The 25,882-nt window shown below is 70.1% G+C and carries 22 protein-coding genes and 1 tRNA gene; 10 read left to right on the forward strand and 13 right to left on the reverse strand.

The genetic code is table 11. The annotated features are described in order from the left end of the window. Window positions 1–145: 145 nt before the first annotated feature. On the forward strand, window positions 146–1,543 hold the full coding sequence (locus ABTZ43_RS11910) for a rhamnulokinase (protein ID WP_350538968.1): 1,398 nt from the start codon (window positions 146–148) through the stop codon (window positions 1,541–1,543). Window positions 1,544–1,655: 112 nt separating this feature from the next. Here the strand turns inward: ABTZ43_RS11910 and ABTZ43_RS11915 are convergent, their stop codons facing one another. Then, a complete protein-coding gene (locus ABTZ43_RS11915) occupies window positions 1,656–2,699 on the reverse strand; it encodes a M24 family metallopeptidase (RefSeq protein WP_350538970.1) in 1,044 nt (347 codons plus the stop codon). 83 nt (window positions 2,700–2,782) lie between these two features. On the opposite strand from ABTZ43_RS11915, the gene ABTZ43_RS11920 reads away from it, so the two are divergent. From ABTZ43_RS11920 to ABTZ43_RS11940, 5 genes are all read left to right on the forward strand, one after another. Beyond that, window positions 2,783–3,787, forward strand: a complete 1,005-nt coding sequence (locus ABTZ43_RS11920; protein WP_350538972.1) for a LacI family DNA-binding transcriptional regulator — start codon at window positions 2,783–2,785, stop codon at window positions 3,785–3,787. Window positions 3,788–3,869: 82 nt separating this feature from the next. Continuing rightward, entirely contained in the window at window positions 3,870–5,198 is a 1,329-nt protein-coding gene (locus ABTZ43_RS11925; protein WP_350538973.1) for a Gfo/Idh/MocA family protein, read from the forward strand. Next, a complete protein-coding gene (locus ABTZ43_RS11930) occupies window positions 5,195–6,118 on the forward strand; it encodes an NAD-dependent epimerase/dehydratase family protein (RefSeq protein ID WP_350538975.1) in 924 nt (307 codons plus the stop codon). The genes ABTZ43_RS11925 and ABTZ43_RS11930 overlap by 4 nt, the downstream gene beginning before the upstream one ends. A 10-nt stretch (window positions 6,119–6,128) precedes the next feature. Next, complete coding sequence (locus ABTZ43_RS11935) at window positions 6,129–7,028, forward strand: 5-dehydro-4-deoxyglucarate dehydratase (RefSeq protein ID WP_350538977.1); 900 nt, start codon at window positions 6,129–6,131, stop codon at window positions 7,026–7,028. Beyond that, window positions 7,025–8,140, forward strand: a complete 1,116-nt coding sequence (locus ABTZ43_RS11940; protein ID WP_350538979.1) for a mandelate racemase/muconate lactonizing enzyme family protein — start codon at window positions 7,025–7,027, stop codon at window positions 8,138–8,140. Before ABTZ43_RS11935 ends, ABTZ43_RS11940 begins: the two co-directional genes overlap by 4 nt. Before the next feature lie 55 nt (window positions 8,141–8,195). Here the strand turns inward: ABTZ43_RS11940 and ABTZ43_RS11945 are convergent, their stop codons facing one another. After that, the gene (locus ABTZ43_RS11945; RefSeq protein WP_350538981.1) at window positions 8,196–10,484 is read right to left on the reverse strand and encodes a glycoside hydrolase family 3 C-terminal domain-containing protein; all 2,289 of its coding nucleotides are present in this window, start codon (window positions 10,482–10,484) and stop codon (window positions 8,196–8,198) included. A 93-nt stretch (window positions 10,485–10,577) separates the two neighbouring features. Between ABTZ43_RS11945 and ABTZ43_RS11950 the strand changes: the two genes are divergently transcribed. Beyond that, on the forward strand, window positions 10,578–11,159 hold the full coding sequence (locus tag ABTZ43_RS11950) for a TetR/AcrR family transcriptional regulator (protein ID WP_350538982.1): 582 nt from the start codon (window positions 10,578–10,580) through the stop codon (window positions 11,157–11,159). A gap of 34 nt (window positions 11,160–11,193) precedes the next feature. Here ABTZ43_RS11950 and ABTZ43_RS11955 read toward each other — a convergent pair whose 3' ends face one another. The 4 genes from ABTZ43_RS11955 to serS form a co-directional block, all read right to left on the reverse strand. After that, on the reverse strand, window positions 11,194–12,441 hold the full coding sequence (locus tag ABTZ43_RS11955; protein WP_056413009.1) for an LCP family protein: 1,248 nt from the start codon (window positions 12,439–12,441) through the stop codon (window positions 11,194–11,196). 52 nt (window positions 12,442–12,493) lie between these two features. Next, window positions 12,494–12,578, reverse strand: a tRNA-Ser gene (locus tag ABTZ43_RS11960). Window positions 12,579–12,619: 41 nt separating this feature from the next. After that, window positions 12,620–13,441 carry an HAD family hydrolase gene (locus ABTZ43_RS11965; RefSeq protein WP_350538984.1) on the reverse strand — a complete coding sequence of 274 codons (822 nt, stop codon included), beginning with the start codon at window positions 13,439–13,441 and terminating at the stop codon, window positions 12,620–12,622. Then, a complete protein-coding gene (serS, locus tag ABTZ43_RS11970) occupies window positions 13,438–14,721 on the reverse strand; it encodes a serine--tRNA ligase (RefSeq protein WP_350538985.1) in 1,284 nt (427 codons plus the stop codon). Before serS ends, ABTZ43_RS11965 begins: the two co-directional genes overlap by 4 nt. Window positions 14,722–14,794: 73 nt before the next feature. On the opposite strand from serS, the gene ABTZ43_RS11975 reads away from it, so the two are divergent. After that, entirely contained in the window at window positions 14,795–15,793 is a 999-nt protein-coding gene (locus ABTZ43_RS11975) for a diacylglycerol/lipid kinase family protein (protein WP_350538986.1), read from the forward strand. 36 nt (window positions 15,794–15,829) lie between these two features. Here ABTZ43_RS11975 and ABTZ43_RS11980 read toward each other — a convergent pair whose 3' ends face one another. From ABTZ43_RS11980 to ABTZ43_RS11990, 3 genes are all read right to left on the reverse strand, one after another. Further along, complete coding sequence (locus tag ABTZ43_RS11980; RefSeq protein ID WP_350538988.1) at window positions 15,830–16,567, reverse strand: hypothetical protein; 738 nt, start codon at window positions 16,565–16,567, stop codon at window positions 15,830–15,832. Window positions 16,568–16,617: 50 nt separating this feature from the next. Next, on the reverse strand, window positions 16,618–18,078 hold the full coding sequence (gene cls, locus ABTZ43_RS11985; RefSeq protein WP_350538989.1) for a cardiolipin synthase: 1,461 nt from the start codon (window positions 18,076–18,078) through the stop codon (window positions 16,618–16,620). A 96-nt stretch (window positions 18,079–18,174) separates the two neighbouring features. Beyond that, entirely contained in the window at window positions 18,175–18,348 is a 174-nt protein-coding gene (locus ABTZ43_RS11990; RefSeq protein ID WP_188042417.1) for a hypothetical protein, read from the reverse strand. A 112-nt stretch (window positions 18,349–18,460) separates the two neighbouring features. Here ABTZ43_RS11990 and ABTZ43_RS11995 point away from each other — a divergent pair, with 112 nt between their 5' ends. Then, complete coding sequence (locus ABTZ43_RS11995) at window positions 18,461–19,579, forward strand: DUF4192 family protein (protein ID WP_350538990.1); 1,119 nt, start codon at window positions 18,461–18,463, stop codon at window positions 19,577–19,579. Here the strand turns inward: ABTZ43_RS11995 and lysS are convergent. Further along, window positions 19,572–21,098, reverse strand: coding sequence for a lysine--tRNA ligase (gene lysS / locus ABTZ43_RS12000; protein ID WP_149423875.1), 1,527 nt, complete (start codon window positions 21,096–21,098; stop codon window positions 19,572–19,574). The two genes, ABTZ43_RS11995 and lysS, sit on opposite strands and share 8 nt — an antisense overlap. An 81-nt stretch (window positions 21,099–21,179) precedes the next feature. Here lysS and ABTZ43_RS12005 point away from each other — a divergent pair, with 81 nt between their 5' ends. After that, window positions 21,180–22,982: a DUF2207 domain-containing protein gene (locus ABTZ43_RS12005; RefSeq protein WP_350538991.1), complete on the forward strand. Its 1,803-nt coding sequence runs from the start codon at window positions 21,180–21,182 to the stop codon at window positions 22,980–22,982. 1 nt (window position 22,983) lies between these two features. Here ABTZ43_RS12005 and ABTZ43_RS12010 read toward each other — a convergent pair whose 3' ends face one another. From ABTZ43_RS12010 to ABTZ43_RS12020, 3 genes are all read right to left on the reverse strand, one after another. Beyond that, window positions 22,984–23,688, reverse strand: coding sequence for a DUF2520 domain-containing protein (locus ABTZ43_RS12010; protein WP_056413036.1), 705 nt, complete (start codon window positions 23,686–23,688; stop codon window positions 22,984–22,986). Beyond that, window positions 23,681–25,699: a PH domain-containing protein gene (locus ABTZ43_RS12015; RefSeq protein WP_350538992.1), complete on the reverse strand. Its 2,019-nt coding sequence runs from the start codon at window positions 25,697–25,699 to the stop codon at window positions 23,681–23,683. Before ABTZ43_RS12015 ends, ABTZ43_RS12010 begins: the two co-directional genes overlap by 8 nt. Continuing rightward, window positions 25,696–25,882 (reverse strand): PH domain-containing protein (locus ABTZ43_RS12020; RefSeq protein WP_350538993.1); only part of this gene is annotated, 187 nt, incomplete at its 5' end. The genes ABTZ43_RS12020 and ABTZ43_RS12015, both read right to left, overlap by 4 nt.

The raw sequence follows: 25,882 nt of genomic DNA on the forward strand, positions 1-25,882 counted from the left end.
GAGCTCGCGAGGAGCCCGCTGCACGGCGGACGCCACGGGAGCGACGTAGACCTGGACGATCTCGCGCCCGTCGCGGGGAGCGCCCTTCGTCTCGCTCCGCTCGCTCAGGAACCGGAGCGCAGCGACACGTCGAAGGGCGCACCCGATGACCGTCACCGCTGTCGCCGCGGTCGACCTCGGGGCGACCAGCGGTCGCGTCATGATCGGGCGGATCGGCGACGGCCGGCTCGATCTGGAACTCGTCTCGCGGTTCCCGAACGGGCCCGTCGAGCGCGAGGACGGCCTGCACTGGGACTTCGGCGCTCTGTACGAGCACGTCGTCTCAGGGCTCGCCGAGGCTGTGCGCCGAGAGCCGGGCATCGAGAGCATCGGGATCGACTCCTGGGCCGTCGACTACGGCCTTCTGAAAGACGGCGAGCTGCTCGCCGAGCCCTTCCACTATCGCGACGATCGCACCGTGCGGGGGGTCGCCGAGGTGCACGCCGAGGCGCCGTTCGCCGAGCTGTACCAGCGGAACGGACTGCAGTTCCTGCCGTTCAACACGCTGTACCAGTACCGCGTCGACGCGCGCATCGCCGACGCCGACACCACCCTGCTGATCCCCGACCTCATCGCGTTCCTGCTCACCGGAACGGCTGTCGCCGAACGCACGAACGCGTCGACCACCGGACTGCTCGGCGTCGAATCGGGCGAGTGGGACAGCGAGCTGGCCGGCCGGCTCGGCATCCCGTCGAGCATCCTGCCGACGCTCGTCGATCCGGGCGAGACGATCGGCACCCTCCGTGCGGACCTCGCTGAGCGCATCGGCAAGGACCTGCCCGTGATCGCGGTCGGCTCGCACGACACGGCATCCGCTGTGGCCGCCACTCCCCTGTCGACGCCGCACTCCCCGTACATCTCGTGCGGCACCTGGGGTCTGGTCGGCATCGAGCTGACGGAACCGGTGCTGACGGATGCTGCGCGCGCGGCGAACTTCACACACGAGCTCGGCGTCGACGGCCGCTACCGGTTCCTGCACAACGTGACGGGGCTCTGGCTGCTGAGCGAGACGGTGCGCGCCTGGGAGGCGGAGGACGGATCGTCGATCGACCTGCCCGAGCTGCTGGCCGAGGCCTCCGCGGTCACGGGCCACGTACCGCTGTTCGACGCGAATGACCCCACGCTCAGCGCACCGGGAGATATGCCCGCACGCATCGCGGCGCTTCTCGGCTCTGCGTCCCCTTCGACCCGCCCGGCCTTCGCCCGGGCGATCGTCGAGTCGATCGCGACGGCATTCGCGGACGCCGTGCAGACGGCATCCGATCTGTCAGGGCGCGAGCTCGACAGCATCCATCTGGTCGGTGGCGGTTCGTTGAACCGCCTGCTGTGCCAGGCGACGGCCGATCGCACCGGTCTTCCGGTGCTGGCCGGCCCTGTCGAGGCGACGGCCCTCGGCAACGTCCTCGTGCAGGCGCGCGCCCTCGGCGCGGCGCCTGCCTCTCTCGAGGAGCTGCGCTCCTCGGTCGCCGCCACACACGAACCGGAGCGCTTCGACCCGCGCTGATCCGCACTGCCTGTGCGCGCCGGCCGGATGGCTGACCGTTCCCCGCATGGCTGCCGAGACCACCCGTTCTCGGCAGCCATCCGTACTCTCTTCAGCCATCCGTCCCTGCCGGTCAGGCCCCGTACGCCCGGGCGACCGGCCGCCGCAGCCCCTCGTAGTCGACCGACGGCCAGCGCTCGTCGAACGTCAGCACGTCCCAGCCCGTCGCGGTGCGCAGCATGGTGTCCTCGACCTTGACCCCCGGCGCGGTCGGGTTCCACGCGAACGCCTGATTCTCGACCAGCAGATCGGTCGTGGATGCCGTGGCACGCGGGTCGCGTCCGGCATATCCGGTCGGTCCTCCCTGATGATGGCGGTGCCATTCGTCGGCGTCGAAACCGAAGCGTGCGTACGCCGCGGTCCCCGACTCGAAGGCGCCATCGAGACGAGCGCCGGGAACCGAGGCATCGAGGAACGCACGTTCGACCCCGAGGATCGGCTCCTCGTCGACGGACGCGCCGACCCATCGCGTGGCATTCGCGATCAGCCCGTCCCGGCGACCGCACACCACGATCATCGCGCGATCGCCGAGCAGGCCGGCGGTCGGAAGCGGATGCCGATACCCCACCCGCGCGGATCCCGAGACGAGCACGACGAGCGGATCGATGCCCCGCGCGATGAGCTCGGCGGCAGCGACGGCTGCGGCGGCGCGCTCGGTCTGCTCGGGCCCGACCCGACCGAGCACATCGGTCAGCGTCTCGGCCGTCTCCGTCCCGAGCGACCGATATCTCGCCCGCTCTGCCGGCAGCATCCGAGCCCTCGCCGCACGCAGCTGACGCGCGACCTGAGACTCCGATGCCCCGGCATCCTCGGCGGCGGCGACCGCCGGCGAGATCCACCACGGCACCCGTACGATCCGCGCGGCGTCCTCGGGCAGCAGCTCCTCGGCGATCATCCGGTCGGCCTCGTTGTCGGCGATGTAGAGCACGTCTCCGCTCTCCTCCGCACGCACAGCGACGACCGGCGGACCCGCGAGCGAGACGTGCGTGCGCACACCCTCGAGGTACCACGACACGGACTCGTGGGAGGTGAGCACGAGCGGCGCCCCGTCGAACTCCCGCCGCACGCGGGCGACACGATCCTGCTTCTCGATGCGGTCTTCGGATGCTCCGACCATGCGACTCCTCCTGTAGAACGTTTTCTCGTAGTATGACGACAGCCGCGACCGATCGCGGAACGAGGCGGAGCGAAGGGATGCCGATGGCACGCGAATCGTCACGCGCCGGCATCACCGACGTCGCGAGACTCGCCGGGGTCTCACTGTCGACCGTGTCACGGGCGATGAACGGCAATCCGACCGTCGACCCCGCTCTCGCGGAGCGCGTCCAGGCCGCCGCCGCCGAACTCGGTTACACGGCCAATCCGGTGGCGCGCAGCCTGGTGCTCGGTCGCACCCAGACCGTCGCCGTCGTGATCCCCGACCTCGAGAACCCGACGTTCCAGGCGATCCTGCGCGGGCTCAGTCGCGCCGCGACGGCCGACGGGTACCACGTGCTCGTGGCCGACTCCCGCGAGGACCTCGACGAGGAGCACGCCCTCGCGCGGACCACGCGGCTGCGCACCGACGGCGTCATCCTCTGCGCCCCCCGCATGGCGGAACAGGACCTGGCACGACTGCTTCCCTCGCTCTCCCCCGCTGTCGTGATCAACCGCGGACCGCAGGAGGCGGCCCCGACGGTCGGTGCGGACTACGGCGTGGGCATGCGCGACATCGTCGACCACCTGACCTCGCTCGGTCACCGTCGCCTCGTGTACCTCGCCGGCGCCACCCGCAGCGTGACCCATCGCGCTCGACAGGAGGCGATCGCCGCAGCGATCTCGAGAACGGCGGGCCTGGAGGTCGAGGAGATCGCCGCCGGTGTCGACTTCGACAGCGGCACCGCGGCCGCCGATCGGGTTCTCGCGAGCGGGGCGACGGCCGTGATCGCCTACAACGACCTCGTCGCGATGGGCCTGCTCTCGGCATTGACCGTGCGACGGATCGACGTGCCCGGCGCGCTGTCGATCACCGGGTTCGATGACATCCCGTTCGCGGCCTACACGTCACCGCCCCTGACGACCGCCGCGGTTCCCGCCGTGGAGATCGGCGCGGCCGCGTGGGCCGCGATGCACGCGCAGCTCACCGGGGGCACGCCGAGGTCGACGCACACGATGACTCCGACGCTCATCGCGCGCGGCAGCACGGCCCCGCCGTCGGCTCTCTGACCGACGCAGCCTCCGACGGGGCATCCGCCCTGTGATATCGTCGAGAAAACGTTTCCTGGCCGTTGGATCGAAGAGGATCACCATGACGAAGACCCGCTACGCGCTCGCCGGCGCCGGAGTCCGCGCGCAGATGTACGTCGGAGCGATCCTCGGTGCGCACAGCGAGCGCGCCGAGCTCGTCGCGATCGTCGAGCCGAACCCGGTCCGCGCCGCCTACCACGCCGCCTGGGTCGCCGACGAGGGCGCACCCGCCCCTCGGCTCGCCGCTCCGGAGGAGCTCGAGAGTGTGATCCGCGACGAGCACGTCGACCGGGTGATCATCTGCGCGCGCGACGATCTGCACGCCGAGCTGATCGTCCGAGCGCTCGAGGCCGGCGCCGACGTCGTCGTCGAGAAGCCGCTCACGATCGACGCGGCGAGCGCGGCCCGCATCGAGGACGCGGTCGCACGCACCGGTCGCCAGGTCGTGCTCACGTTCAACTACCGATACTCGCCGCGCAACAGCGCGCTGCGCCAGGTGATCCAGGACGGCACGATCGGGGAGGTCACGTCGGTGGACTTCTCGTGGATGCTCGACACCAATCACGGCGCGGACTACTTCCGCCGCTGGCACCGCGAGAAGAAGAACTCGGGCGGTCTTCTCGTGCACAAGTCGAGTCACCACTTCGACCTCGTCAACTGGTGGATCCGCTCGCAGCCCACCCGCGTCTTCGCGTCGGGCGGGCTGCGCTTCTACGGCGCCGACAATGCGACGGCACGGGGGCTCGGCGCGCGTCCGGCCCGCGGCACCCACGACGACGGGGACCTCTTCGAGCTCGACCTGCGCACCGATGAGACGCTGACCGCCCTGTACCTCGACGCGGAGGAGCACGACGGGTATCGGCGCGATCTCGACGTCTTCAGCGAGGGGATCACGATCGAGGACAATCTCGCCCTCGTGGTGGACTACGCGTCTGGCGCGACGATGTCGTACTCGCTCAATGCCCACTCCCCCTGGGAGGGGTACCGCGTCGCCGTCAACGGCACGCTCGGGCGCGCCGAGCTCGAGGTGATCGAGCGCGGCGCCGTGCTCGCCGGCGAAGGGCTGCACCCGCACATCGACCCGAGTCTCGCCGGCGCCGACGGCACGACCGCGGTGCGACCCGAGGGCGAACGGCTGCTCGTCCAGCGACACTGGGAAGAGGCCTACGAGGTGCCGATCCACGGCAGCGACGGCGGACACGGCGGCGGCGACGAGCTGCTGCTGTCGGACGTCTTCGCGGGGCCGGGCGACGACCCGCTCGCGCGTCCGGCCGACTGGTCGGACGGCATCCGCTCGATCGCCGTCGGCATCGCCGGCAACCGCTCACTCGAGACGGGGCTGCCGGTGAAGGTCGACGAGCTGGGGATCGCCCTGCTGGCACGTCGATGAGGATCGTCGTCACCGGCGGATCCGGCCGACTCGGGCGCACGCTCGTGACGGGCCTCGCCGATGCCGGGCACGAGATCGTCTCGATCGACCGCCAGCCGACGGACGGCCTCGATCGCCCCGGGATCACCCAGTTCTCGCTCGATCTCACGGATGCCGACGCCACGGCCTCGGCACTCGCCGGGACGAAGGCCGACGCTCTCATCCACCTGGCAGCGATCGCGGTGCCGTTCAGTGCCCCGGAAGACGTCATTCTGCGCACCAACGGCACTCTCGCGCAGTCGGTGCTCGGCGGAGCGGTGCGCGCCGGCATCCACCGGGTGGTCGCTGCGTCCAGCCCGACCGTGATCGGCTACGGCGCTCCACGCGGATGGACGCCGGAGCGACTTCCTCTCGATGAGGCTTCGCCCGCGGAGCCCTGGAACGCCTACGCCCTGTCGAAGCTGCTGATCGAGCAGACCGTCGACATGCTGCGGCGTCAGACCGGCGATGACGTGCGCTTCGCCTCGTTCCGCCCCTGCTACGTGATCGCCCCGGAAGAGTGGGCCGGCGCTCCGACGCAGCAGGGCCACACCGTGCTCGATCGACTGAACGACCCGGCACTGTCGGCTCCCGCCCTGTTCAACTACGTCGACGCCCGAGACGTGGCAGGCTTCGCCCACACGCTGCTCGCCGCCCTCGACGACATCCCGAACGGCGAGGTCTTCTTCGTCGGCGCCGACGACGCGCTCGCCCGCCGCCCCCTGAGCGAGCTTCTGCCGCGGTTCCACCCCGGCACCGCGCACGCGGCCGCGGCCCTGACCGGCAGCGCCCCCGCCTTCTCGTCCGCCAAGGCCGCTCGCCTGCTCGGCTGGCACCCGACCCGCAGCTGGCGCACCGAGCTCGCCTCCTCGACCGCATCCGCCACCGCATCCGTCTCCTGAAAGGCGCGACATGGACTTCGATGGAATCCTCTTCTTCCCGGTGACCCCGTTCACCGCTGACGGCACGATCGACCACGAGCTGCTCGCCGCCCACGTCGCGACCGGCATCGAGGCCGGAGCCGGCGGGGTGTTCCCCGCGTGCGGCACCGGCGAGTTCCACGCCCTGTCGGCGAGCGAGGCGGCCGCAGTCACGCGCACGGCGGTCATCGCTGTGGCCGGACGTGTGCCGGTGATCGCCGGTGCCGGTGGCCCGCTCGGCCACGCGATCGAGGTGGCGACGGCGGCAGCGGATGCCGGTGCCGACGGACTCCTCGTGCTGCCGCCCTATCTCGTCGGCGGCACCCAGGTGGGACTCACCGCCTACGTCGAGCAGATCGTCGAGGCAGCGAGCCTGCCCGTGATCATCTACCACCGCGGGAGCGCGCAGTACTCGGTCGAGACAGTGCGCCGACTCGTCGCGAACCCGAAGGTTGTGGGTTTCAAGGACGGCACCGGCGACATCGGCACGATGCAGCTGATCGTCCGCGCCGTCGCCGAGGAGGGCCGGTCGGACTTCGCCTTCTTCAACGGGCTGCTCACGGCCGAGCTCACGCAGGGCGCGTATCGCGGTATCGGCGTTCCCCTCTATTCGTCAGCCGCCTTCGCCATGGCGCCCGACGTAGCGAACGCCTACCACCGCGCGTACGCCGAGGGAGACGAGGCCCGGCGCCTCGCCCTGCTCGACGGCTTCTATCGACCTCTCGTCGAGCTGCGCGACGAGACCCCCGGCTTCGGAGTCTCGCTGATCAAGGCCGGGCTGCGGCTCTCCGGCCTCGCGGTCGGGTCGGTGCGCGCACCGCTCGTCGACCCGACGCCTGCCCAGGAGGCGCGCCTCGCCGAGATCCTTGCGGCGGGACGCGCGCTGCTGTGACCACGATCCGGAGTCTGAAGACGCGTCTGCAGCGAGTGCCGTTGACGCGCCCGTGGGGCGAGGAGGTCACCTCCGTCGGCATCGTCGCCACCCACGTCGTCCGCTCGGACGGCGCGGAGGGGTGGGGGTTCGCGTGGACTCCCCAGATCGGGGCGTCCGCCGTGCAGGCGCTGCTCGAACGCGACATCGCCCCCGCGTCCGTCGGTCGATCGGCGGTTCCGGGCGAGGCCTGGCAGGACCTGTGGGAACATCTGCACGAGGCCGGCGGCGGAGGCGTCACGACGATCGCGCTGGCAGGGCTCGATCTCGCGCTGTGGGATGCCGAGGCGCGGTCGGCAGGCACCACGGTGTCCGGACTGATCGGCCGACGCCGCGAACGCGTGCGCGCCTACGGCTCCGGGGTGAACCTGCACTATCCGCTCGACGAACTGCTCGCCCAGGTGCAGCGATGGGTCGATGCCGGCTTCGATGCCGTCAAGATCAAGGTCGGCAGACCGGACCTCGCCGAAGACCTCGAGCGCGTCGCCGCGGTGCGCGAGGTGCTCGGTCCTGACCGTGCGCTGATGATCGATGCGAACCAGCGATGGGATCTGACCGCAGCGACGACCGCCATCGAGGCGCTGTCGCGCCACGACCTCACCTGGGTCGAAGAACCGCTGCGCGCCGACGACCTCGCCGGTCACACCGAGCTCGCACGGCGCATCGACGTGCCGCTCGCCGTCGGCGAGAACCTGCACACGCTGCACCGCGTCGACGACTTCCTCCGAGCCGGCGCGGCACAGATCGTGCAGCCCAACATCGTGCGCGTCGGCGGCATCACCCCGTTCCTGCGCATCGCCGAGCTGGCGGCGTCGCACGGGGCGACCCTGCATCCGCATCTGCTGCCCGAGCTCTCCGGACAACTCGCCCTGACCCTGCCCGACACGGGAGCCGAGCTGTGGGTCGAAGATGTCGAGGATGCCGGGTTCGCCGCCCTCGGCGCCCTCGTCGACTCCTCGCCGGTGCGCATCGCCGACGGATATCTCACCGAGAACGCCCACCCGGGCCTGGGCCTCCGCTTCGCGCCGCTGCTCGGCGCCGACCCGACCGAGCCGTCCGGGCCGTCCGCGTGACGACGCCCCTCTCCGTCCGAGGATGGAGAGGGGCGTCCTGTGGCGGGGCCGAGGGTCAGGCCTGCGAGGCGACCTGCGCGTTCGCCCCGTCGAGCAGCTGCTCGATCTGCTCGTAGGTGACGTCGACCCCGGGGAACCCGATCAGGCGTCCGATCGGGAACGACGCCATCATCTTCTCCATCGCCTCGTCGTTCGGCATCATCGATGCCGCCGAGGAGTCCGCGCCGCTCAACCCGCCCATCAGGCCTCCGAGCGCCCCCATCACGATCGGCCCGGCCACCGGGTGCGCGACGACGTCACCGATCGACGAGGCCATCGTCAGCGGCAGCACGACGACGTCGCCCTCGACCTCGACGGTCGTGGACGAACGGATGTCACGGCTCGATGCGGCGACCTCGATGCGATACGTGCCGGGCTCCACGATCCAGCGGTCGACGCGGACGTCCCAGTACGCCAGGTCCGCACGAGGGACGACGAGCTCGACGGCCGCGGTCTGCCCTGCCGCGATCGCGACGGACGAGAACGCCTTGAGCTCGCGAGGAGCCCGCTGCACGGCGGACGCCACGGGAGCGACGTAGACCTGGACGATCTCGCGCCCGTCGCGGGATCCGGTGTTCGTGACGTCGACCGTGACCACGAGGTCGCCGTCGGAGGTCGTCGAGACCTCGGCGTCGCCGTACGAGAACGTCGTGTACGAGAGCCCGTGGCCGAACGGGAAGGTGACGTCGAGCCCCTTCGCGTCGTACCAGCGGTAGCCGACGAGCACGCCCTCGCCGTAGCGGACATGGCCGAACTCGCCGGGGAAGTTGCCGAATGACGGGTTGTCCTCGAGCCGCACCGGCACCGTCTCGGTGAGCTTGCCCGACGGGTTCACCGTGCCGAACAGCACGTCGGCGACCGCGCCGCCACCGGCCTGTCCCAGCAGCCAGGTCTCGAGGATCGCCGGAACGCGGTCGGCGAACGGCAGCGCGACCACACCGCCGTTGGAGAGGACGACGACGGTCGCCGGGTTCGCCTCGATCACGGCATCCAGCACCGCGAGCTGCGCGGCCGGAAGGTCGATGTGCTCGCGGTCGAAGCCCTCGGACTCCTCGGCGGCCGGGACTCCGAGGAAGACGACGGCGACGTCGGCGGCCGAGGCGGCGGCCACCGCCTCATCGCGCAGGTCCTCGACGGTGCGACCGGATGCCGCGATCACCCCGCCCTCGACGCCGAAGCCCGCCGCATACGACACGGTGTCGCCCGCGACGGCACGCAGCTCGTCGAGCGCCCTGTCGACCCTGGTCGGGTTGATCAGCGACGACCCTGCGCCCTGGAACCGCGGCTCCGTGGCGAAGGCGCCGATCACGGCGATGCGCGTGCTCGGGTCGAGCGGCAGCAGGTCGTCGTCGTTCTTCAACAGCACGATCGACCGCCCGGCAGCCTCTCGCGCGAGCTCGTGGTGCGCCTCGACGTCGAGCGGTCCCGAGACCGAGGGTCGCTGCGCGGCCTTGCGCACCAGGTCGATCGCGCGATCCGCCGCGGTGTGGAGCACGCTCTCCGACAGCTCACCTGCGCGGACGGCCGCGACGAGCTGCGCGTCGGTGCGACCTCCGGAGGACGGCATCTCGAGATCGAGCCCTGCGGCAACGCCCGCGACGCGATCGTTGACCGCGCCCCAGTCGGAGACGACGAGACCGTCGAAGCCCCAGTCATCGCGCAGGACGCGGGTGAGCAGCCACGGGTCCTCCGAGGCGTACACGCCGTTGATCCGGTTGTAGGAGCACATGACCGTCCACGGCTGCGCCTCCGTGACGACCCGCTCGAACCCGCGGAGGTAGATCTCGTGCAGCGGACGCGGATCGATGTCGGAGCTCGCGCGCATGCGATCGAACTCCTGGTTGTTGGCGGCGAAGTGCTTGAGCGAGGTGCCGACGCCCTGCGACTGCACGCCGCGCACCGAGGCGGCCCCGAGGATGCCGGAGACGAGGGGGTCCTCGGAGAAGTACTCGAAGTTGCGACCGCACAGCGGTGAGCGCTTGATGTTGATGCCGGGGCCGAGCACGACCGCCACGTCCTCGATCGCCGCCTCGATGCCGATGGCCGCGCCGACCCGCTCGATGATCTGCGGATCGAAGGTCGACCCGATCCCCACGGCGGGAGGGAAGCAGGTCGCCGGCACGCTGCTGGAGAGGCCGAGGTGATCGGTGCCACCCGCCTGCTTGCGCAGCCCGTGGGGACCGTCGGTCATCATGATCGACGGGAGCCCGATCCGATCTATCGCCTTCGTGGTCCAGAAGTCGGCGCCGCTGGTGAGCGAGGCCTTCTCGTCGAGCGTGAGGTCGGAGGCCGAGGACTCGGTCATGGTGTTCCTTTCGCAGGAGACAGCAGTGTCTTGCGAAAACTATATGCGAGTAGGTATTGGATTTCAAACGTCATTCAGGATTAGTCTCGGAGGATGGCACGACGAGGTTCATACGCGAAGGGCGTCGCCAGACGCGAGGAGATCCTCGAGAGCGCTCTCGACGTCATCGGACGCCGCGGGTATCAGAACGCCTCTCTCAAGCAGATCGCCGAGGTCGTCGGCGTCACCCCCGCCGCTCTCCTGCACTACTTCGGCAGCAAGGAGGAGCTCTTCACCGCCGTGCTCCGCACACGCGACGAGCACGACGGGATGGATCCGGGATCCCTTCCCCCCGATCAGGCGAAGTCCGCGTTCATCGACGTCATCCGCCGCAACACCGAGGTCCCCGGGGTGGTCGAGCTCTTCTCCCGACTGGCCGTCGACGCCGCCGACCCCGAGCATCCCGCGCATCGGTACTTCCTGGAGCGCAGCGCGAGGATCCGCGAGAGCATCGCCGGCGCCTTCGAGGAGGACCCCGAGCGTCACCGGACGCTCGATCCGGATTCGATGGCGCGAGTGATCCAGGCGGTCGCCGACGGACTTCAGCTGCAGTGGATGATCGACCCCGACGTCGACATGCCCGGGATCATCGAGGGCCTGATGGACGTCCTCTACCCACCCAGGTCCGACGCCTGACCCCTGCCGGGTCGAGACCTCCACCGGGGGAGGGTCAGCGCACGTTGCCGTTCGAGCAGGTCTGCTGAGCGGCCGAGTTGCCCTTGATCGAATCCGGCAGCGCCACGACGTTCTCGGAGGTGGCCGAGGGATCGGGCGTCTCGGTGCCGCCCTCGATCGGCGTCCCCGTCTCGGGGTCGGTGAGGATGACGCCGTCGTTCTCGGTGTTCTGGTGCGTCACCTGCAGCTGGGCGTTCGCGTTGATCGCGTCCCACATCTCGGCCGCCGCGGACTGGTTCGCCACGACCTTGTTCGGGTTCTCCGAGTCGGTGTTGGTCGGGTACTGCAGGAACACGATGTCCTCGAACGGCACCGACTTCACCGCGAGAGCGATCTGCACGATCTTCACCGGGTCGGCGAGCGACGTGCTCGTCGTGAGGTTGCGGATTCCCGTGTTGGCGAGCCTGAGCATCGTCGGGACGTTGCCCAGCGTCTCGCTGCTGATCAGCTTGCGCGCGAGGCTCGACATGTACTGCTGCTGATTGCCGATCCGGCCCAGGTCGCTGCCGTCGCCGACGCCGTGTCGCGTGCGCAGGAACTGCAGCGCCTCGAGACCCTGGATGGTCCGCGTGCCGGCCGGGAGGTCGAGGCCCGTGTGGCGGTCCTTGATCGGGTTGGCGAGGCACACGTCGACGCCGCCGATCGCGTTGGTGATCTCGATCACGCCGCCGAAGGTCACCGAGGCCGCGAACTGGATCTCCTGGCCGGTGAGCTTGGTGATCGTCTGCGCGACGCAGTTGAGTCCGCCGTCGGTGTAGGCCACGTTCAACGGCTGCTTGCTCATCGCGGAGTGGACGTTGCCCTCGACATCCTCGCACTCGGGGATCGCGAGCATCAGGTCGCGCGGGAAGCTGACGACGGTGACGCGGCGGGGCTCCTGCGAGACATGGACGAGCAGGTTCACGTCGTTGAGGGTGCCCCCGGAGTCCTTCCCGCTGCACCGATCGCCGAAGTAGGCCGCGTACGCCTCCTCGCAGGTGTCGACACCGGTCAGGAGGAGGTTGAAGCCCTCCTTGTACTCACCGATGTCCGGCGGCACCTCGTTCTTCGTGTCGAGCTCGACCGCGTTGGCCGTGACCGTGCTGGAGAGGTCGTAGACCACGTAGCCCGCGACGCCGAAGCCGCTGACCAGGACGACGGCGAGGCCGATCGCGATGAACTTGAGGAGCTGGTTGAGCGGTCCTGGCGTGTGCAGCTGACCGTGGCGCGCGATCGTGCGACGGCGTCGGGCGGTAGGACTCACTCGGGGCCTTTCGGTTCAGCGTGCGGTGCGGGGGACACCGTGCCCAGTACAGCGGAGGGTGTGGGATTCGAACCCACGAGACATCTCTGCCCACTGGTTTTCAAGACCAGCTCCATCGGCCGCTCGGACAACCCTCCCGACAGACGAATCTGCCGACAAGCCGTGAGTCTAGCCGAACCTATTCTCCCGCGCTGACCTGGGCGGTCGCTGGAAGCGTGTCGAGTGCGGTCGCCAGCCCGCCGTCCTCGACGTCGTCGGTGACCTCCCCCGCGGCGTCCTTGACCTCGTCTGGGGCCTGCCCCATGGCCACCGCCCGTCCGCCGATCCCTCGCGCCCAGCCGAACATCCCGATGTCGTTGCGGCCGTCTCCGGCGACGAGCACCCGTTCGCGGTCCATGCCGAGTTCGATGCGAACCCGCTCGAGCGCGGTGCCCTTGTCGACCCCCTGGGGTGCGATGTCGAGCCACGCCGTCCAGCCGATCGCGTACGAGACCTCGTTCAGACCGGCGTCGGAGACGAGGCGGTGGAAGTCCTCCTCGTCATGCCCGGGAGACACCACGACGACGCGCGAGACGGGCTCGGCGGCGAGCTCCTCGAAGTCGACCTGGCGTCCGCCGTCGAGCGTCCAGTCGTCGAGCTGGGCGGTGTACAGGCGCAGCCCCGAACCCAGCTCGACCATGTACCGGGCTTCGGGCAGGCGGTCCCGCAGCAGCGCGAGCACGGGCGACGGATCGAAGGTCTCGATGTGCCAGCGTTCCCAGTCGTCGCCGACCCGACGCATGGTGACCGCTCCGTTGGAGCAGACGACGAACTCCGGGGTGAGGCCGAGCTGCTCGACCCACCTCCGTGTCGCCATCCAGCTGCGCCCGGTCGCGATGGTCACCTCGTGACCGGCGTCGCGCAGGCGGGCGACGGCCTCGGGCACGCCGGGGCTCATCGACTCGTCCTGCAGCAGGATGGTGCCGTCGACGTCGAGCCCGACCAGCCAGGGGGCGGTCACGCCTCAGGCTCCAGCACCTCGAGGCCGCCGAGGTACGGTCGCAGCACCTCCGGCACCCGCACGGATCCGTCGGCCTGCTGGTGCGTCTCGAGCAGCGCGACGATCCAGCGCGTGGTCGCGAGCGTGCCGTTCAGGGTCGCCACGGGCTGCGTCTTGGACTGCACGCCCTCGACGGCCTCGGGGCGGTGGCGGATGTCGAGGCGACGCGCCTGGTAGGTCGTGCAGTTGGAGGTCGAGGTCAGCTCGCGGAACGCTCCCTGTGTGGGCACCCACGCCTCGATGTCGTACTTGCGCGCGGCGCTGGATCCCAGGTCTCCTGCAGCGACGTCGATGACGCGGTAGGCGAGGCCGAGCGAGGTCAGCATCTCCTCCTGCAGGGCGACGAGGCGCAGGTGCTCCGCCTCCGCCTCCTCGGGGGTCGTGTAGACGAACATCTCGAGCTTGTTGAACTGGTGCACGCGGATGATCCCGCGGGTGTCCTTGCCGTGCGACCCCGCCTCGCGCCGGTAGCACGTCGACCAGCCCGCGTAGCGCAGCGCTCCCTTGCCGAGGTCGAGGATCTCGTCCTTGTGGTACCCGGCGAGCGCGACCTCGCTGGTGCCGACGAGGTAGAGGTCGTCGTCCTTGTCGAGGTGATAGACCTCGTCGGCGTGCTCGCCGAGGAACCCGGTGCCCTGCATGATCTCGGGCCGCACGAGCGTGGGCGTGATCAGCGGCACGAAGTCGTTCTGCAGCGCCTTGTCGAGCGCGAGGTTCATCAGGGCGATCTCGAGGCGCGCGCCGATGCCGCGGAGGAAGTAGAAGCGCGCGCCCGACACCTTCGCGCCGCGCTCCATGTCGATCGCACCGAGGATCTCCCCGAGCTCGAGGTGGTCGCGGGGCTCGAAGTCGAAGGCCGGGGGTTCCCCCACCGTCCGCAGTTCCACGAAGTCGGCTTCGCCGCCGGCGGGCACGCCGTCGATCACGACGTTCTCGATGCGGGCGAGTGCGACGGATGCCGCCTCCGACGCCTCGTTGGCGGCCTGCTGGGCGTGCTTGACGCGCTCGGCGAGGTCCTTGACCTGGGCGACGAGGGCCGCCTTCTCGTCCTTGGGCGCCTTCGCGACCCGTTTGCCGAACGCGTTCTGCTCGGCTCGCAGCTCCTCGAAGGCGGCGAGGGCCGTACGGCGCGATCGGTCGGCCTCGAGAGCGATGTCGACGGTGCCCTGGTCGTTGCCACGGGCGGCCTGAGAGCGGCGGACGATCTCCGGGTTGTCGCGGAGGAGTGCGAGGTCGATCATCCACCAAGTCTATGGTGCGGGCGAGCCTCGGCCCGCGGCGGGACGGGGCGGATGCCGGGGCTAGAGTAGCGCCATGACCACGAGCGCCACCGGCCGACGCCAGGCGGCACTCGTCTACAACCCGATCAAGGTCGACGAGAAGCATCTGCGCGCACGGGTGCGCGATCTGTCCCGCGAGGCGGGATGGGAGCATCCGGCCTTCTATCCGACGACCGTCGACGACGCGGGGCAGCAGGCGACCTCGCAGGCACTGGAGCGCGACGTCGACGTCGTGCTCGTCGCCGGGGGCGACGGCACCGTGCGTGCGGTCTCCGAAGCCATCGCCGGCTCAGGGGTGCCGCTGGCGATCCTGCCCAGCGGCACGGGCAACCTGCTCGCGCGCAACCTCGGACTCCCCCTGTCCGACCCCGACGAGATGATCCGCGCCGCCCTCGGCGACTTCCGCCACGCCATCGACATCGGCTGGGCGCGTCTGACGCGGGCGGACGGCACGCACGAGGAGCACGCCTTCGTCGTCCTCGCCGGCATGGGGCTGGACGCCGACATGATCGCCAACACCCGGCCCGACCTGAAGAAGACGGTCGGCTGGATCGCCTATGTCGACGGCGCGGCGCGTTCGCTGGTGACGGCCGAGCCGTTCCGCGCCGTGTTCCAGGTCGACGACGGGCGCCTGCACTCGACCAAGGTGCACAGCATCCTGTTCGCGAACTGCGGCACCCTGCCCGCCGGGATCGCGCTGATCCCCGACGCATCGATCACCGATGCCGTGCTCGATGTCGCCGTGATCCAGCCGACGGGCGTGCTCGGCTGGCTCGGGGTGTGGCGCAAGATCTGGTGGGACAATTCGGTGCTGCGACGCTCGCGCGCCGGACGTCGCGTCCTGGAGCGCCGGGGCAGGGACGCCTCCGTGCACTACTTCCGCGGCGTGGCGGCCGAGGCCGCGGCATCCGCCCCCACCCCGATCGAACTCGACGGCGACGAGTTCGGCACAGCCGTGCGCATCACGTGCCGGGTGGATCCTCGGGCGCTACTGCTGGCACTGCCCCCCGACCACCCCGTCGCGGGCCTCTGACGCATACCGCAGGCCCCGGAGCCGCGGGTCAGCGTGTCAGCCGCGGACGTCGACCGTCCCGTCGAGGCCACCGCCGACCAGCGTGAGGGTGAAGGCGTCGTCGTCCACCGCGTCGTCGCCGAGCTCGATCAGGGTCGCCCGGGGAGCCATGACCATCGTGCAGACCTGCTGATCGTCGGTGACGAAGGTCGCCGTGCCCCTCGACCCCGCCACCTCGACGCTCTCGACGACCGGAGGGCAGCCAGACGATCCCCAGGTGAGCAGGACGAGCGTTCCGTCGTCGACCCATCCCGCGCTTGGCAGGTACTCGGTCGACGATCCCGGCGTACCGCTGAACGAGGGGTCCCCGTCGAGATCGACGTCGTCACGCAGATCCCCGTAGGCGACCTGAAGGGTGATCTCCTTCGTCGGGTCGACGCCCTCGGGAAGAGCTCCGATACTCGCGCGCGGAGCCAGGTCGGCGGTGCAGACCTTGTCTCCGTCGCCGGCCGGGTCGACCAGCGTCACCGAGACGGTCTGCCCGTCTGCATCGACCTGATCCACCTGCGGCACGCACGTCGACGATCCCCTCGTGACGACGGCGAACAGGCGCCCGTCATCGAGCAGCGTCCCCTCCAGGTCGTCGGAGTCGCCGGAGTTCTGCCCCGGACCGCTCGACGGGTCGCCGGTGGACTCCGGAACCGTGCCGACCGGTCCGACGGCGCAGCCCGCGAGAAGCACGGCGACGGCGAACGAGGACACGGCGGCGGCGAGGAGACGCGTGGAGAAGGCCATACGTCCAGGGTAGCCTCGGGACCCGATCTCGGGCAGGCACCCTGATCTCGCTACTGCAGCGCGGAGGTGAGCCGGGCGAGGTTGTCGAGCACGGTCGAGCGCAGCGGCTGCTGCATCCACTCGTCGAGGGTCAGCTCTCGGCTGAGCGACCGGTATCCGTCCTCGACCGCGCGCATCTCGGCGACGAACTCCTCGCCCCGCACCAGCATCGAGACCTCGAGGTTCAGACCGAACGAGCGCATGTCCATGTTGCTCGACCCGATGACCGCGACCTGGTCGTCGATGGTCAGACTCTTCGTGTGCAAAATGTAGGGCTTGGGGTACATCCGGATGCGCACCCCGGCTTTCAGCAGCACCTCGTAGTAGCTGCGCTGAGCGTGGTAGACCATCGCCTGGTCGCCCTCCTCCGAGACGAAGAGCTCGACCTGCACGCCGCGGTCGACCGCGGCGGTCACGGCCAGCAGCAGCGCCTCGTCGGGCACGAAGTACGGGCTGACGATCATGATCTTCTCTTTGGCCGCGTACAGCAGCCCGAGGAAGAGGCGCAGATTGTTCTCGACCTCGAAGCCGGGTCCGGAGGGCACCACCTGGCAGTCGAGGTCGCCCGACCCCGTCTCGGCATGCGCGATGTCGATCTCCTGCAGGATCTCGTCGGTCTCGCTGTACCAGTCGCTCAGGAAGATCGCGTTGACGCTCAGCACGACCGGACCGTCGATGCGGACCATCAGGTCGACCCAGTGCAGACCGCGCTTGATGTTCTTCGGGAGGTTGTAGGTCGAGTCGGTGACGTTCTGCGATCCGAGGAAGGCGACCTTGCCGTCGACGACGAGCAGCTTGCGGTGATTGCGCAGGTCGGGCCGCTGCATGCGCCCCTTGAACGGCTGCACGGGGAGCATCAGGTGCCAGTGCGCACCCATGCGGTCCAGACGCGAGATCGTCGCCCGGTACTTCGGTTTCCAGCGATTCGCCCAGTGGTCCAGCAGCACGCGGACATGCACTCCGCGTTCGGCGACCTCCTCCATCGCTCGGAAGAAGTTGTCGGTCGACGCGTCGGACTGCAGGATGTAGAACTCGACGTGCACGTAGTCCTCGGCCTTGCGGATCTCATCGGCCATCGCATCGAGCGACTCCTGGTAGTCCGAGATCAGGTGCGCACCGTTGTCTCCCGAGATGGGCAGTGCGCCGAGGCGGTGGTTCATCTCGACCAGCGGCGGGAACCAGCTCGGGGCGTCGGGGCGCAGGGTTCCGAAGTGCAGATGCTCGCTCGTGTCGGCGATGTACTCGTTGATCTGGTCCTGCTTGCGGCGGCGCACTCGCGGCAGACGCGGATTCCCGATCAGCAGGAACAGGAAGACGCCGACGAACGGGATGAAGAAGACGGCGAGCAGCCAGGCCATCGCAGCGGTGGGGCGGCGGTTCCTCGGGATGACGATGATCGCCGTGATGCGGATCGCCAGGTCGAGCGCCAGCAGGAAGGCGGCGATCCACCATGCCAAGGTTTCCGGCGTCATGCCTCGTCCTCCCGACGGGTCGGCACCTCGACGGCATACGCCTCAGTGGGCACCAGCGGTGCTCTGGCTACACAGTAGCCGATGGTCCGGACGCCCTCAGGAGCGCGGAGGCAGGCCGCGCGCGGCTCGCTCTTCCGCCTCGATCCGCGCGTGCACGCGGCGTTCGGTGCGGTCGAATCTCAGAATCCCCCTGAGCACGAAGAAGAACACAACGCTCACTCCGATGGTCGGGATGATCGACCATGCGGCGGCGAGCCAGAAGTTCTCCATGACCCCATGGTACGCGACCGATCACTCCTCCACACTCGACGCCTGTGGCGGAACCGGCCGCGCGACCTGTGGAATCGCGCCACGCTCACGACGTGCCGACGAGACTCCCCTGATGACCACACTCCTTCGCGCATCAGGCTCCGCCGAATTCCTCCAGATGGTGCCGTCCCTGGCCGGCTTCACTCCCCGCGACAGCCTCGTGCTGCTCCCCTTCCACGGCTCGCGCACCAGCGGCGCGATGCGACTCGACCTCCCCCACGACGACGTGCGCACCGAGGACTACGCCGACGCCGCCATCGGGCTCGTGTCACGGGTGCGCGCTGCGGATGCCGTGGCACTCGTCGTCTACACCGACGACGACGTGCACGTCACCCCCGAGGGACTCGTCCTGCCGTTCGCCATCGCCGTCGACGAGGTGCTCCAGCGGGCCGACGAGTCGGGCCTGCGCATCGTCGACGCCCTCTGCGTGACCCGGGGAGGGTGGTCGAGCTACCTCGACGACGATCCGCAGCTGCGGGTGCTCGATCCCCGGGTCCCCGCGGTGCCGGGGGTGGGCGACGTCTCGGGCGACCAGCGGTCAGGCGCCGAGCTTCCCCCGACAAACCTCGCGGAGACCGAACGGGTCGGACGCGCGCTCCGCGACATCGACGCGCTGCTCGATCGGACTCGGGGGCAGGGGCCGACCGGCCAGGAGAACCCTCAGGCGATCGCGGCACTCCTCCTGCTCGACGATGTCCCGGCGTTCTTCGAAGCGGCGATCACCGCGCCGGACGACCTTCCGCCCTTCGCGATCGCGGCACTCCTGTGGTGCCTCGATCGTCCGCTGTTCCGCGACGTGGCCCTGGTGCAGTGGGCCACGGACGCGGTCGGAGGCATGCGCACCCTCGAGGCCCAGCTGTCCTTCGCCGACGCCCGATCCAGCGTGCCCGACGATCTCGGAGATGTGTTCCTCGGCCGCGGGCCGACGCCCGACCCCGAGCGTCTGAGACGCGCGCTCTTCCTCGTCCGCATCGCCGCGGCGCGGGCGCCGCGGGCGTCGAGGCCCGCTCCTCTCACGGCCGCCGCGTGGCTGTCGTGGGCGCTGGGTCGCGCCAGCCACGCGGCGCACTACCTCGATCTCGTCCGGGCGATCGATCCCGAATACGGGCTGGCGGCCCTGCTCGAGACGATGATCGCCGCCGCGGTGCTGCCGGAGTGGGCGTTCCGCCGTGGCGCGACGTCTGCTACTTGACGAGCGGGAAGAGGATCGTCTCGCGGATGCCCAGACCCGTGATGGCCATCAGCAGACGGTCGATCCCCATGCCCATGCCCCCGGACGGCGGCATGCCGTGCTCGAGGGCGCGGAGGAACTCCTCGTCGACGGGCATGGCCTCGACGTCACCGCGCGCGGCCAACTTCGCCTGTTCGACGAAGCGCTCGCGCTGGATGACGGGGTCGACGAGCTCCGAGTACCCCGTCGCGAGCTCGAAGCCACGGATGTACAGGTCCCACTTCTCCACCACGCCGTCGATCGAGCGGTGCTCGCGCACCAGCGGCGAGGTGTCCAGAGGGAAGTCCATGACGAAGGTCGGGCGTACGAGATCGCCCTTCACGAAGTGCTCCCACAGCTCTTCGATGAGCTTGCCGTGGGTCTCCTGCGCGGGCAGGTCGACACCGTTCGCCTCGGCGAACGCGACGAGATCCTCGACGGTGTCGGCCGGAGTGAACGGGCGTCCGGCGGCGGTCGACAGCGACTCGTACATCGAGATGCGGTCCCACTCGCCGCCGAGGTCGTACTCGGTGCCGTCTGCCCACGTGACCGTGGTGGACCCCGCGACCGCGACGGCCGCGTTCTGCACCAGCTCCTGGGTGAGCGAGGCCATCTGGTTGTAGTCGCCGTAGGCCTGGTAGGCCTCGAGCATCGCGAACTCGGGGCTGTGGGTCGAGTCGGCACCCTCGTTGCGGAAGTTGCGGTTGATCTCGTAAACGCGCTCGATGCCGCCGACGACGGCGCGCTTCAGGTAGAGCTCCGGTGCGATGCGCAGGTAGAGCTCGGTGTCGAACGCGTTCGAGTGCGTCACGAACGGGCGTGCGGATGCCCCGCCGTGCTGCACCTGCAGCATGGGCGTCTCCACCTCGAGGTAGTCGTGGTCGCCGAAGGTCGCGCGCAGACTCGCATTGACGGCGGCGCGGGCGCGCACGGTCGTGCGGGCCTGCTCGCGGACGATCAGATCGAGGTAGCGGCTGCGCACCCGTCCCTCTTCGCTGAGCTCGGAGTAGGCGTTCGGCAGGGGCAGGATCGCCTTCGCGGCGATCGCCCAGTCGTCGGCCATGATCGACAGTTCGCCGCGACGGCTCGAGATGACCTCACCGTGCACGAAGACGTGGTCGCCCAGATCGACGTACTCCTTCCAGTCCGCGAGCGACTGCTCGCCGACGTTGGCCAGGGAGATCATCGCCTGGATGCGCGAGCCGTCACCGGCCTGCAGCGTCGCGAAGCACAGCTTTCCGGTGTTGCGGCTGAAGACCACACGACCGGCGACGCCCGCGATCACTCCGGTCTCCGCACCGGGCTCGAGCTCGCCGTACTCGGCGCGCAGCGCGGGGATCCGGTGCGTCACGGGGACGCTCACCGGAAAGGCGCCTCCGCCGGCATCCGTGCGGTTCGCCACCAGACGCTCGCGCTTCGCGAGCCGCACGGCCTTCTGCTCGTGGACGTCTTCTTCGGTGACGACCGTGGTCGTCTCGGGCGCGGCAGACGCGTCAGTCATTCGGGGCTCCTTGGAAAGTCGGGTCCAGTTTACCGAGGTCGCGCCCCTGCTCCTGCGGCGAAGTCTGGGTAGCCTCGAAGCATGGCAGCCCACAGACTCGCCCCCGTCCTCGCCACGATCGTCGCCGCGGCCGCAGTGCTGTTCCCTGCGGCGGCCGCATCCGCTTCCGCCCCTGTGCCCGCAGCGGAGGCCGACGTCGACGACTTCTCGTACGCGTCGTGGGACACGCAGATCGACCTCGGCCTCGATGAGGACGGACATGCGCGCATGCACGTCACCGAATCGCTGACCGCGCGTTTCCCCGACGTCGACCAGAACAAGGGGATCGTGCGCGGGCTGCTCACGACCTACGAGAACGCGGGAGTCGACCTGCGGGTGCTCTCGGTCACCGACGAGAACGGGGCGGAGGTGCCCTACGAGACCGACGAGGACGACGGCCTGCTGTACGTCCTCACGGGAGACGACGACTACGTCCGCGGCCTCACCACCTACGTCATCGAGTACGAGATGCGGGATGTCGTCCTCGCCGCCGACTCCGGCGTCGACGAGTTCTACTGGGACCTGCTGCCCCTCGACAGCACCCAGCGCATCGATGCGTTCCGCGCCGACATCACCGTCGATCCGCAGATGACGGAGCATCTGACGGGATCCTCGCGCTGCTACATCGGCGTCTCGGGATCGACGGAGAAGTGCGACCTCGCGATGCCCACGCCCGGCGAGTACAGCGTCGAGGCGGTCGACCTCGCTGCCGGCGAAGGGGTGACGGTCGCCATCGGCTTCGACGCCGGTACCGCCGTGCAGCCGACTGCGCGTCAACCCGACCCGGTCACCGACACCGTGCCCGCGCTCGCGGGTCTCGGCGCGGCGGCGCTCTCGGTGGGCAGCTGGTTCGCGGTGTCCGCGTTCAAGCGATCGCGCCGCACCTCGAGCGGGCTCGTCATCGCGCAGTACGACGTGCCCGACTCGCTCCCCCCGCTGGTGGCGGCCGCCATCGTGCCCGGGTCGAAGGATGCGATCCCGGCCGAGATCGTCCACCTCGCGGTGCGCGGGGCGCTGCGGATCGAAGAAGGCGCAGAGTCCGAGCAGCCGCGCCTGCGTCGCCTGGACGGCGGCGCGCCCGATCCTCTGGACGCCGAGGCCCTCGACGCGCTGTTCGAGGGAGCCGACGACGGCGTCGCCGACCTCCCGACATCCAGCGAGGCATTCGCTGCGCGGATGACCACGCTGTCCAGGAGCGGCGTCGAGGCAGCGGTGTCCCGCGGGCTCACGACGAAGGCGCGCAGTCGCGTGGCCGTGATCCTGCAGTGGTGCGCGATCGCCCTCGTGCTCGCGGGCTTCGGACTCGGCCTCTGGGGTGTGATCGCGGGCCGTGTCACGGCGCTGCCCGCCTTCACCGCCATCGCGTTCGCGACCTTCCTCGTGCTGCTGTCGAGCTTCTACGGCTTCTCGAAGCACGTCGTGCTGACGGCCGAGGGTGCACGGCAGTACGAGTATCTGATGGGCGTCAAGGAGTTCATCCGGGTGGCGGAGGCCGATCGGCTGCAGATGCTGCAGTCGTACTCGGGCGCCGAGCGGCGACAGGACGGCGGCGCGAACGTGATCGTCGTCTACGAGCGGCTGCTCCCCTACGCCATGCTCTTCGGCATGGAGGACGAATGGGGCGCCGTGCTCGAGCACGTGTACGCCTACGAGCAGCGCGGCGCAACCTGGATCGGCGACCCGAGTGCTCCGTTCCTGCGGGCTCAGCTCATCGGCTTCGCCGCGACCTCCCACGCCGCCGCCTCGTACTCCGCTCCGACCACGGGGAGCTCGTCGAGCGGTGGCTCCTTCGGCGGCGGGTTCTCGGGCGGCGGAGGCGGAGGCGGGTTCTCGGGCGGACGCTGACTCAGAGCAGCGGTTCGGGACTCGACGCGTCGCGAAGCGCTCGCTCGACCGTCGACTGCACCAGCGCAGACAGGTATCCGCCGGGGTTCTCGACCCCGATCTCGCCGAGACGGCCCGTGGCCTGAGCGATGATCGAGCGCGAGAACTCCGTCACCGTCTGGATCACGTCGGCGTAGGCGGGACGATCGGCCTCGTCGATCACGATCGGTTCGCACCCCATCTCCACGGCCAGGGCCTGCGCGATCGGGAGCACCCCCGGCGGGGCGGTGACCGCCGCATAGCTCGCCTGCAACTGGCGCAGGTCGATCGTCGAGCCCGTGAACGTGATCGCGGGGTGCACCGCGAGCGGGATCGCGCCGCTCTGCGCGGCAGGACGCAGCACGCCCACGCCGTAGGCGGGGTCGGTGTGCAGCACGAGCTGCCCGAGCTGCCACCCGCCGACCTCGGCGATGCCGGCGATGAGGTCGGGCAACTGGTCATGCGGAACCGCGATCACCACCAGCTCGCTGCGGCGCACGACCTCGAGCGGGTCGAGGACCGGGACGTCCGGAAGAACCGCGGAGGCACGGTCGTCATCGGAGCCGCTCGTGATGCCGGTGATCGCATGGCCCGCTCCGGCCAGCGCCGCACCGATCACCGGACCGACGCGGCCGGCGCCAATGATCCCGACCCCGAGCCGACCATCGCGTCGAGACGGGTCAGTCACGGTCGGGAGCAGGCGGAGCCACCGGAGGAGCAGGCGGAGCCACCGGAGGAGCGGGCGGACCAGCCGGCGGAGCAGGCGGCGCGGCAGGAGGAGCCGGCGGACCAGCCGGCGGAGCAGGCGGCGCGGCAGGAGGAGCCGGCGGACCCACCGGAGGAGCAGGCGGACCCGCCGGCGGAGCAGGCGGACCCACCGGAGGAGCAGGCGGAGCCACCGGCGGAGCAGGCGGACCCACCGGAGCCACCGGCGGAGCAGGAGGCGCATCGACCGCCGCATCCGGGGTCTGCCCGGGGTACCCCGGAACCTGCGCACCGTCGGCGTCCGTCACGTACTGACCCCACCGGTGCGTGTGATCGCGTGCCGCCGCGGCGACCGCGGCCGAGCTCACACCGTCGAGCAGGAAGAGGGCGTCGCTCCGCTCGAGTCCGGACAGGTACCCGGTGATGAGTCCCTGCACCGAGTGCACCTGCGCGCCGGAGACCCGCTGCGCCCGATCGACGGGGCCCTGCGACAGCGAGACCCCCTGGAGGCGGGCGAGCGGGAAGATCGCGAGCTTGCGCCACAGGATGCCGCGTCGCAGCAGCAGCCCGAACTCGGTGAGCGCGAAGCCGTGCCGCTTCCATGACAGGGGGCGGCGCCACCAGGCGCGTCGCGGCATCGTGCGATAGGGGTCGCCCTCCACCGGGCCGAGGATGCCGTGCTCCCAGACCAGCGGGATGTCGGAGACCGGCGCCTCCGGCAGGATGAGCGCGAGCACGCGCTCCACGTCTGCCCGCTTGCCGACGGGGAGCACCACGTTGAACTGCTGCGCCGAGCCCGAGGACTGCTGCGCCGCGCTCTTGCCGCTCATGCGGTTGATCCTGATGGTCCACCAGCCGAACGGCCGCCACAGCAGCGACTGCGTGACCTCGACGGCGAAGATGCGCCCGGGCGGCAGCGTCTCGGTGACGGTCGTGAGCAGCCCGTAGGTGATCCGCACGCCGTCGGGAGTGGGGGCGATCGAGTACCGCAGCGACTTCGAGATCTGCGCCCAGGTGATACCCACGATCGCGACGACCATGGGGATCGCGATACCGAGCGTGATCCCCAGCCCGAGGAATCCGCCGATCGGATCGCCGTCGATCAGGGATCCGATCGCGACGCCGCCGACGGCCACCCCGAAGATGACGCCGAAGAACACGAACCAGAGCACGCTCGAGATCAGCTGCGATCCGATCAGGCGTCCCGTGGGGATCTTCACGACGCTCTCGGGAGCGACGTCGGCGAGGTCCACGCCGCTGATGAGGCCGGTGACGCCCTCGTTCATCGAGCCCACGAGCTGGGAGCGGGTGGAGGCGGGTGCGCCCGCGACCCCGTCGTCCCCGGCGCGGGCACGGGCGGCGGCATCCGCGGTGCCCTGGCGCGCCGCCCTGGCACCGGAGGCCAGGCGCAGGATGTCGGTGCGCACCGACTCCGCGCGCCCTGTCGCGAGGTACTCGAGTTCGACGTTCGAGTCGTTCCCCGCCCCCACGACCTCGAGCTTGGCGAGTCCGATGATGCGTGCGGGGAAGGGCCGGGTGAGGTTGACGCCCTGCACGCGATCGAGAGGCGCGCGCCGATGCGAGCGGAACACGATGCCCTTGCGCACCTCGACGTGGTCGCCGGTGATGCGGAACTGCTGGAACCGCCACACGAACCAGAAGATGCCGACGAGGACCACGACCAGAACGAGCACGCCGAGCAGCACGACCAGGACGAGGTTGTTCGACAGCACCCAGTCGACGGGGTCTCCGCCGGAGTAGTCGTAGTGCTCCTCGCCCGGGGTGAAGAGTTCGACGAACCAGGCGATCAGCCGATCACGCAGGTTCGCGAACGCGATGCCCGCGACGATGATGAGCGCCAGCCCGCCCTTGAACAGCGGGGTGAGCGGATGCATCCGGTGCCATTCACCGTCGGCGAGCGTGGTGCGCCCGCCCGGCCGCTCCGTGTCCGCGCCGGGAGGTGCGGGAGGAGCGGGGGGCTGCTGCTCGCTCACAGGCCCGTCCGGCGGGTCTCGGCGACCTCGATGAGGGTGTCGCGCAGCGCTTCGGCGGCGGCCTGCGTGAGCCCGGGGATCTGCACCCCGGTGGTCGCCGCGGCGGTCACCATCTTGAGCTGGGTGACGCCGAACGCGCGATCGAGCGGGCCCTGGGTGATGTCGACGAGCTGCATGCGTCCG

Source organism: Microbacterium sp. NPDC097977 (genome assembly GCF_040302605.1).
GTDB lineage: Bacteria > Actinomycetota > Actinomycetes > Actinomycetales > Microbacteriaceae > Microbacterium.

What these genes read in the sequence shown, in the direction of transcription:
- serS (WP_350538985.1), bottom strand. Translation starts at nt 14,721, where the DNA reads ATGATCGACCTCGCACTCCTCCGCGACAACCCGGAGATCGTCCGCCGC.
- ABTZ43_RS11945 (WP_350538981.1), bottom strand. Translation starts at nt 10,484, where the DNA reads ATGACCGAGTCCTCGGCCTCCGACCTCACGCTCGACGAGAAGGCCTCG.
- cls (WP_350538989.1), bottom strand. Translation starts at nt 18,078, where the DNA reads ATGACGCCGGAAACCTTGGCATGGTGGATCGCCGCCTTCCTGCTGGCG.
- ABTZ43_RS11920 (WP_350538972.1), top strand. Translation starts at nt 2,783, where the DNA reads ATGGCACGCGAATCGTCACGCGCCGGCATCACCGACGTCGCGAGACTC.
- ABTZ43_RS11950 (WP_350538982.1), top strand. Translation starts at nt 10,578, where the DNA reads ATGGCACGACGAGGTTCATACGCGAAGGGCGTCGCCAGACGCGAGGAG.
- ABTZ43_RS11910 (WP_350538968.1), top strand. Translation starts at nt 146, where the DNA reads ATGACCGTCACCGCTGTCGCCGCGGTCGACCTCGGGGCGACCAGCGGT.
- ABTZ43_RS11925 (WP_350538973.1), top strand. Translation starts at nt 3,870, where the DNA reads ATGACGAAGACCCGCTACGCGCTCGCCGGCGCCGGAGTCCGCGCGCAG.
- ABTZ43_RS11995 (WP_350538990.1), top strand. Translation starts at nt 18,461, where the DNA reads ATGACCACACTCCTTCGCGCATCAGGCTCCGCCGAATTCCTCCAGATG.
- ABTZ43_RS11990 (WP_188042417.1), bottom strand. Translation starts at nt 18,348, where the DNA reads ATGGAGAACTTCTGGCTCGCCGCCGCATGGTCGATCATCCCGACCATC.
- lysS (WP_149423875.1), bottom strand. Translation starts at nt 21,098, where the DNA reads ATGACTGACGCGTCTGCCGCGCCCGAGACGACCACGGTCGTCACCGAA.
- ABTZ43_RS12005 (WP_350538991.1), top strand. Translation starts at nt 21,180, where the DNA reads ATGGCAGCCCACAGACTCGCCCCCGTCCTCGCCACGATCGTCGCCGCG.
- ABTZ43_RS11915 (WP_350538970.1), bottom strand. Translation starts at nt 2,699, where the DNA reads ATGGTCGGAGCATCCGAAGACCGCATCGAGAAGCAGGATCGTGTCGCC.
- ABTZ43_RS11930 (WP_350538975.1), top strand. Translation starts at nt 5,195, where the DNA reads ATGAGGATCGTCGTCACCGGCGGATCCGGCCGACTCGGGCGCACGCTC.
- ABTZ43_RS11935 (WP_350538977.1), top strand. Translation starts at nt 6,129, where the DNA reads ATGGACTTCGATGGAATCCTCTTCTTCCCGGTGACCCCGTTCACCGCT.
- ABTZ43_RS11980 (WP_350538988.1), bottom strand. Translation starts at nt 16,567, where the DNA reads ATGGCCTTCTCCACGCGTCTCCTCGCCGCCGCCGTGTCCTCGTTCGCC.
- ABTZ43_RS11975 (WP_350538986.1), top strand. Translation starts at nt 14,795, where the DNA reads ATGACCACGAGCGCCACCGGCCGACGCCAGGCGGCACTCGTCTACAAC.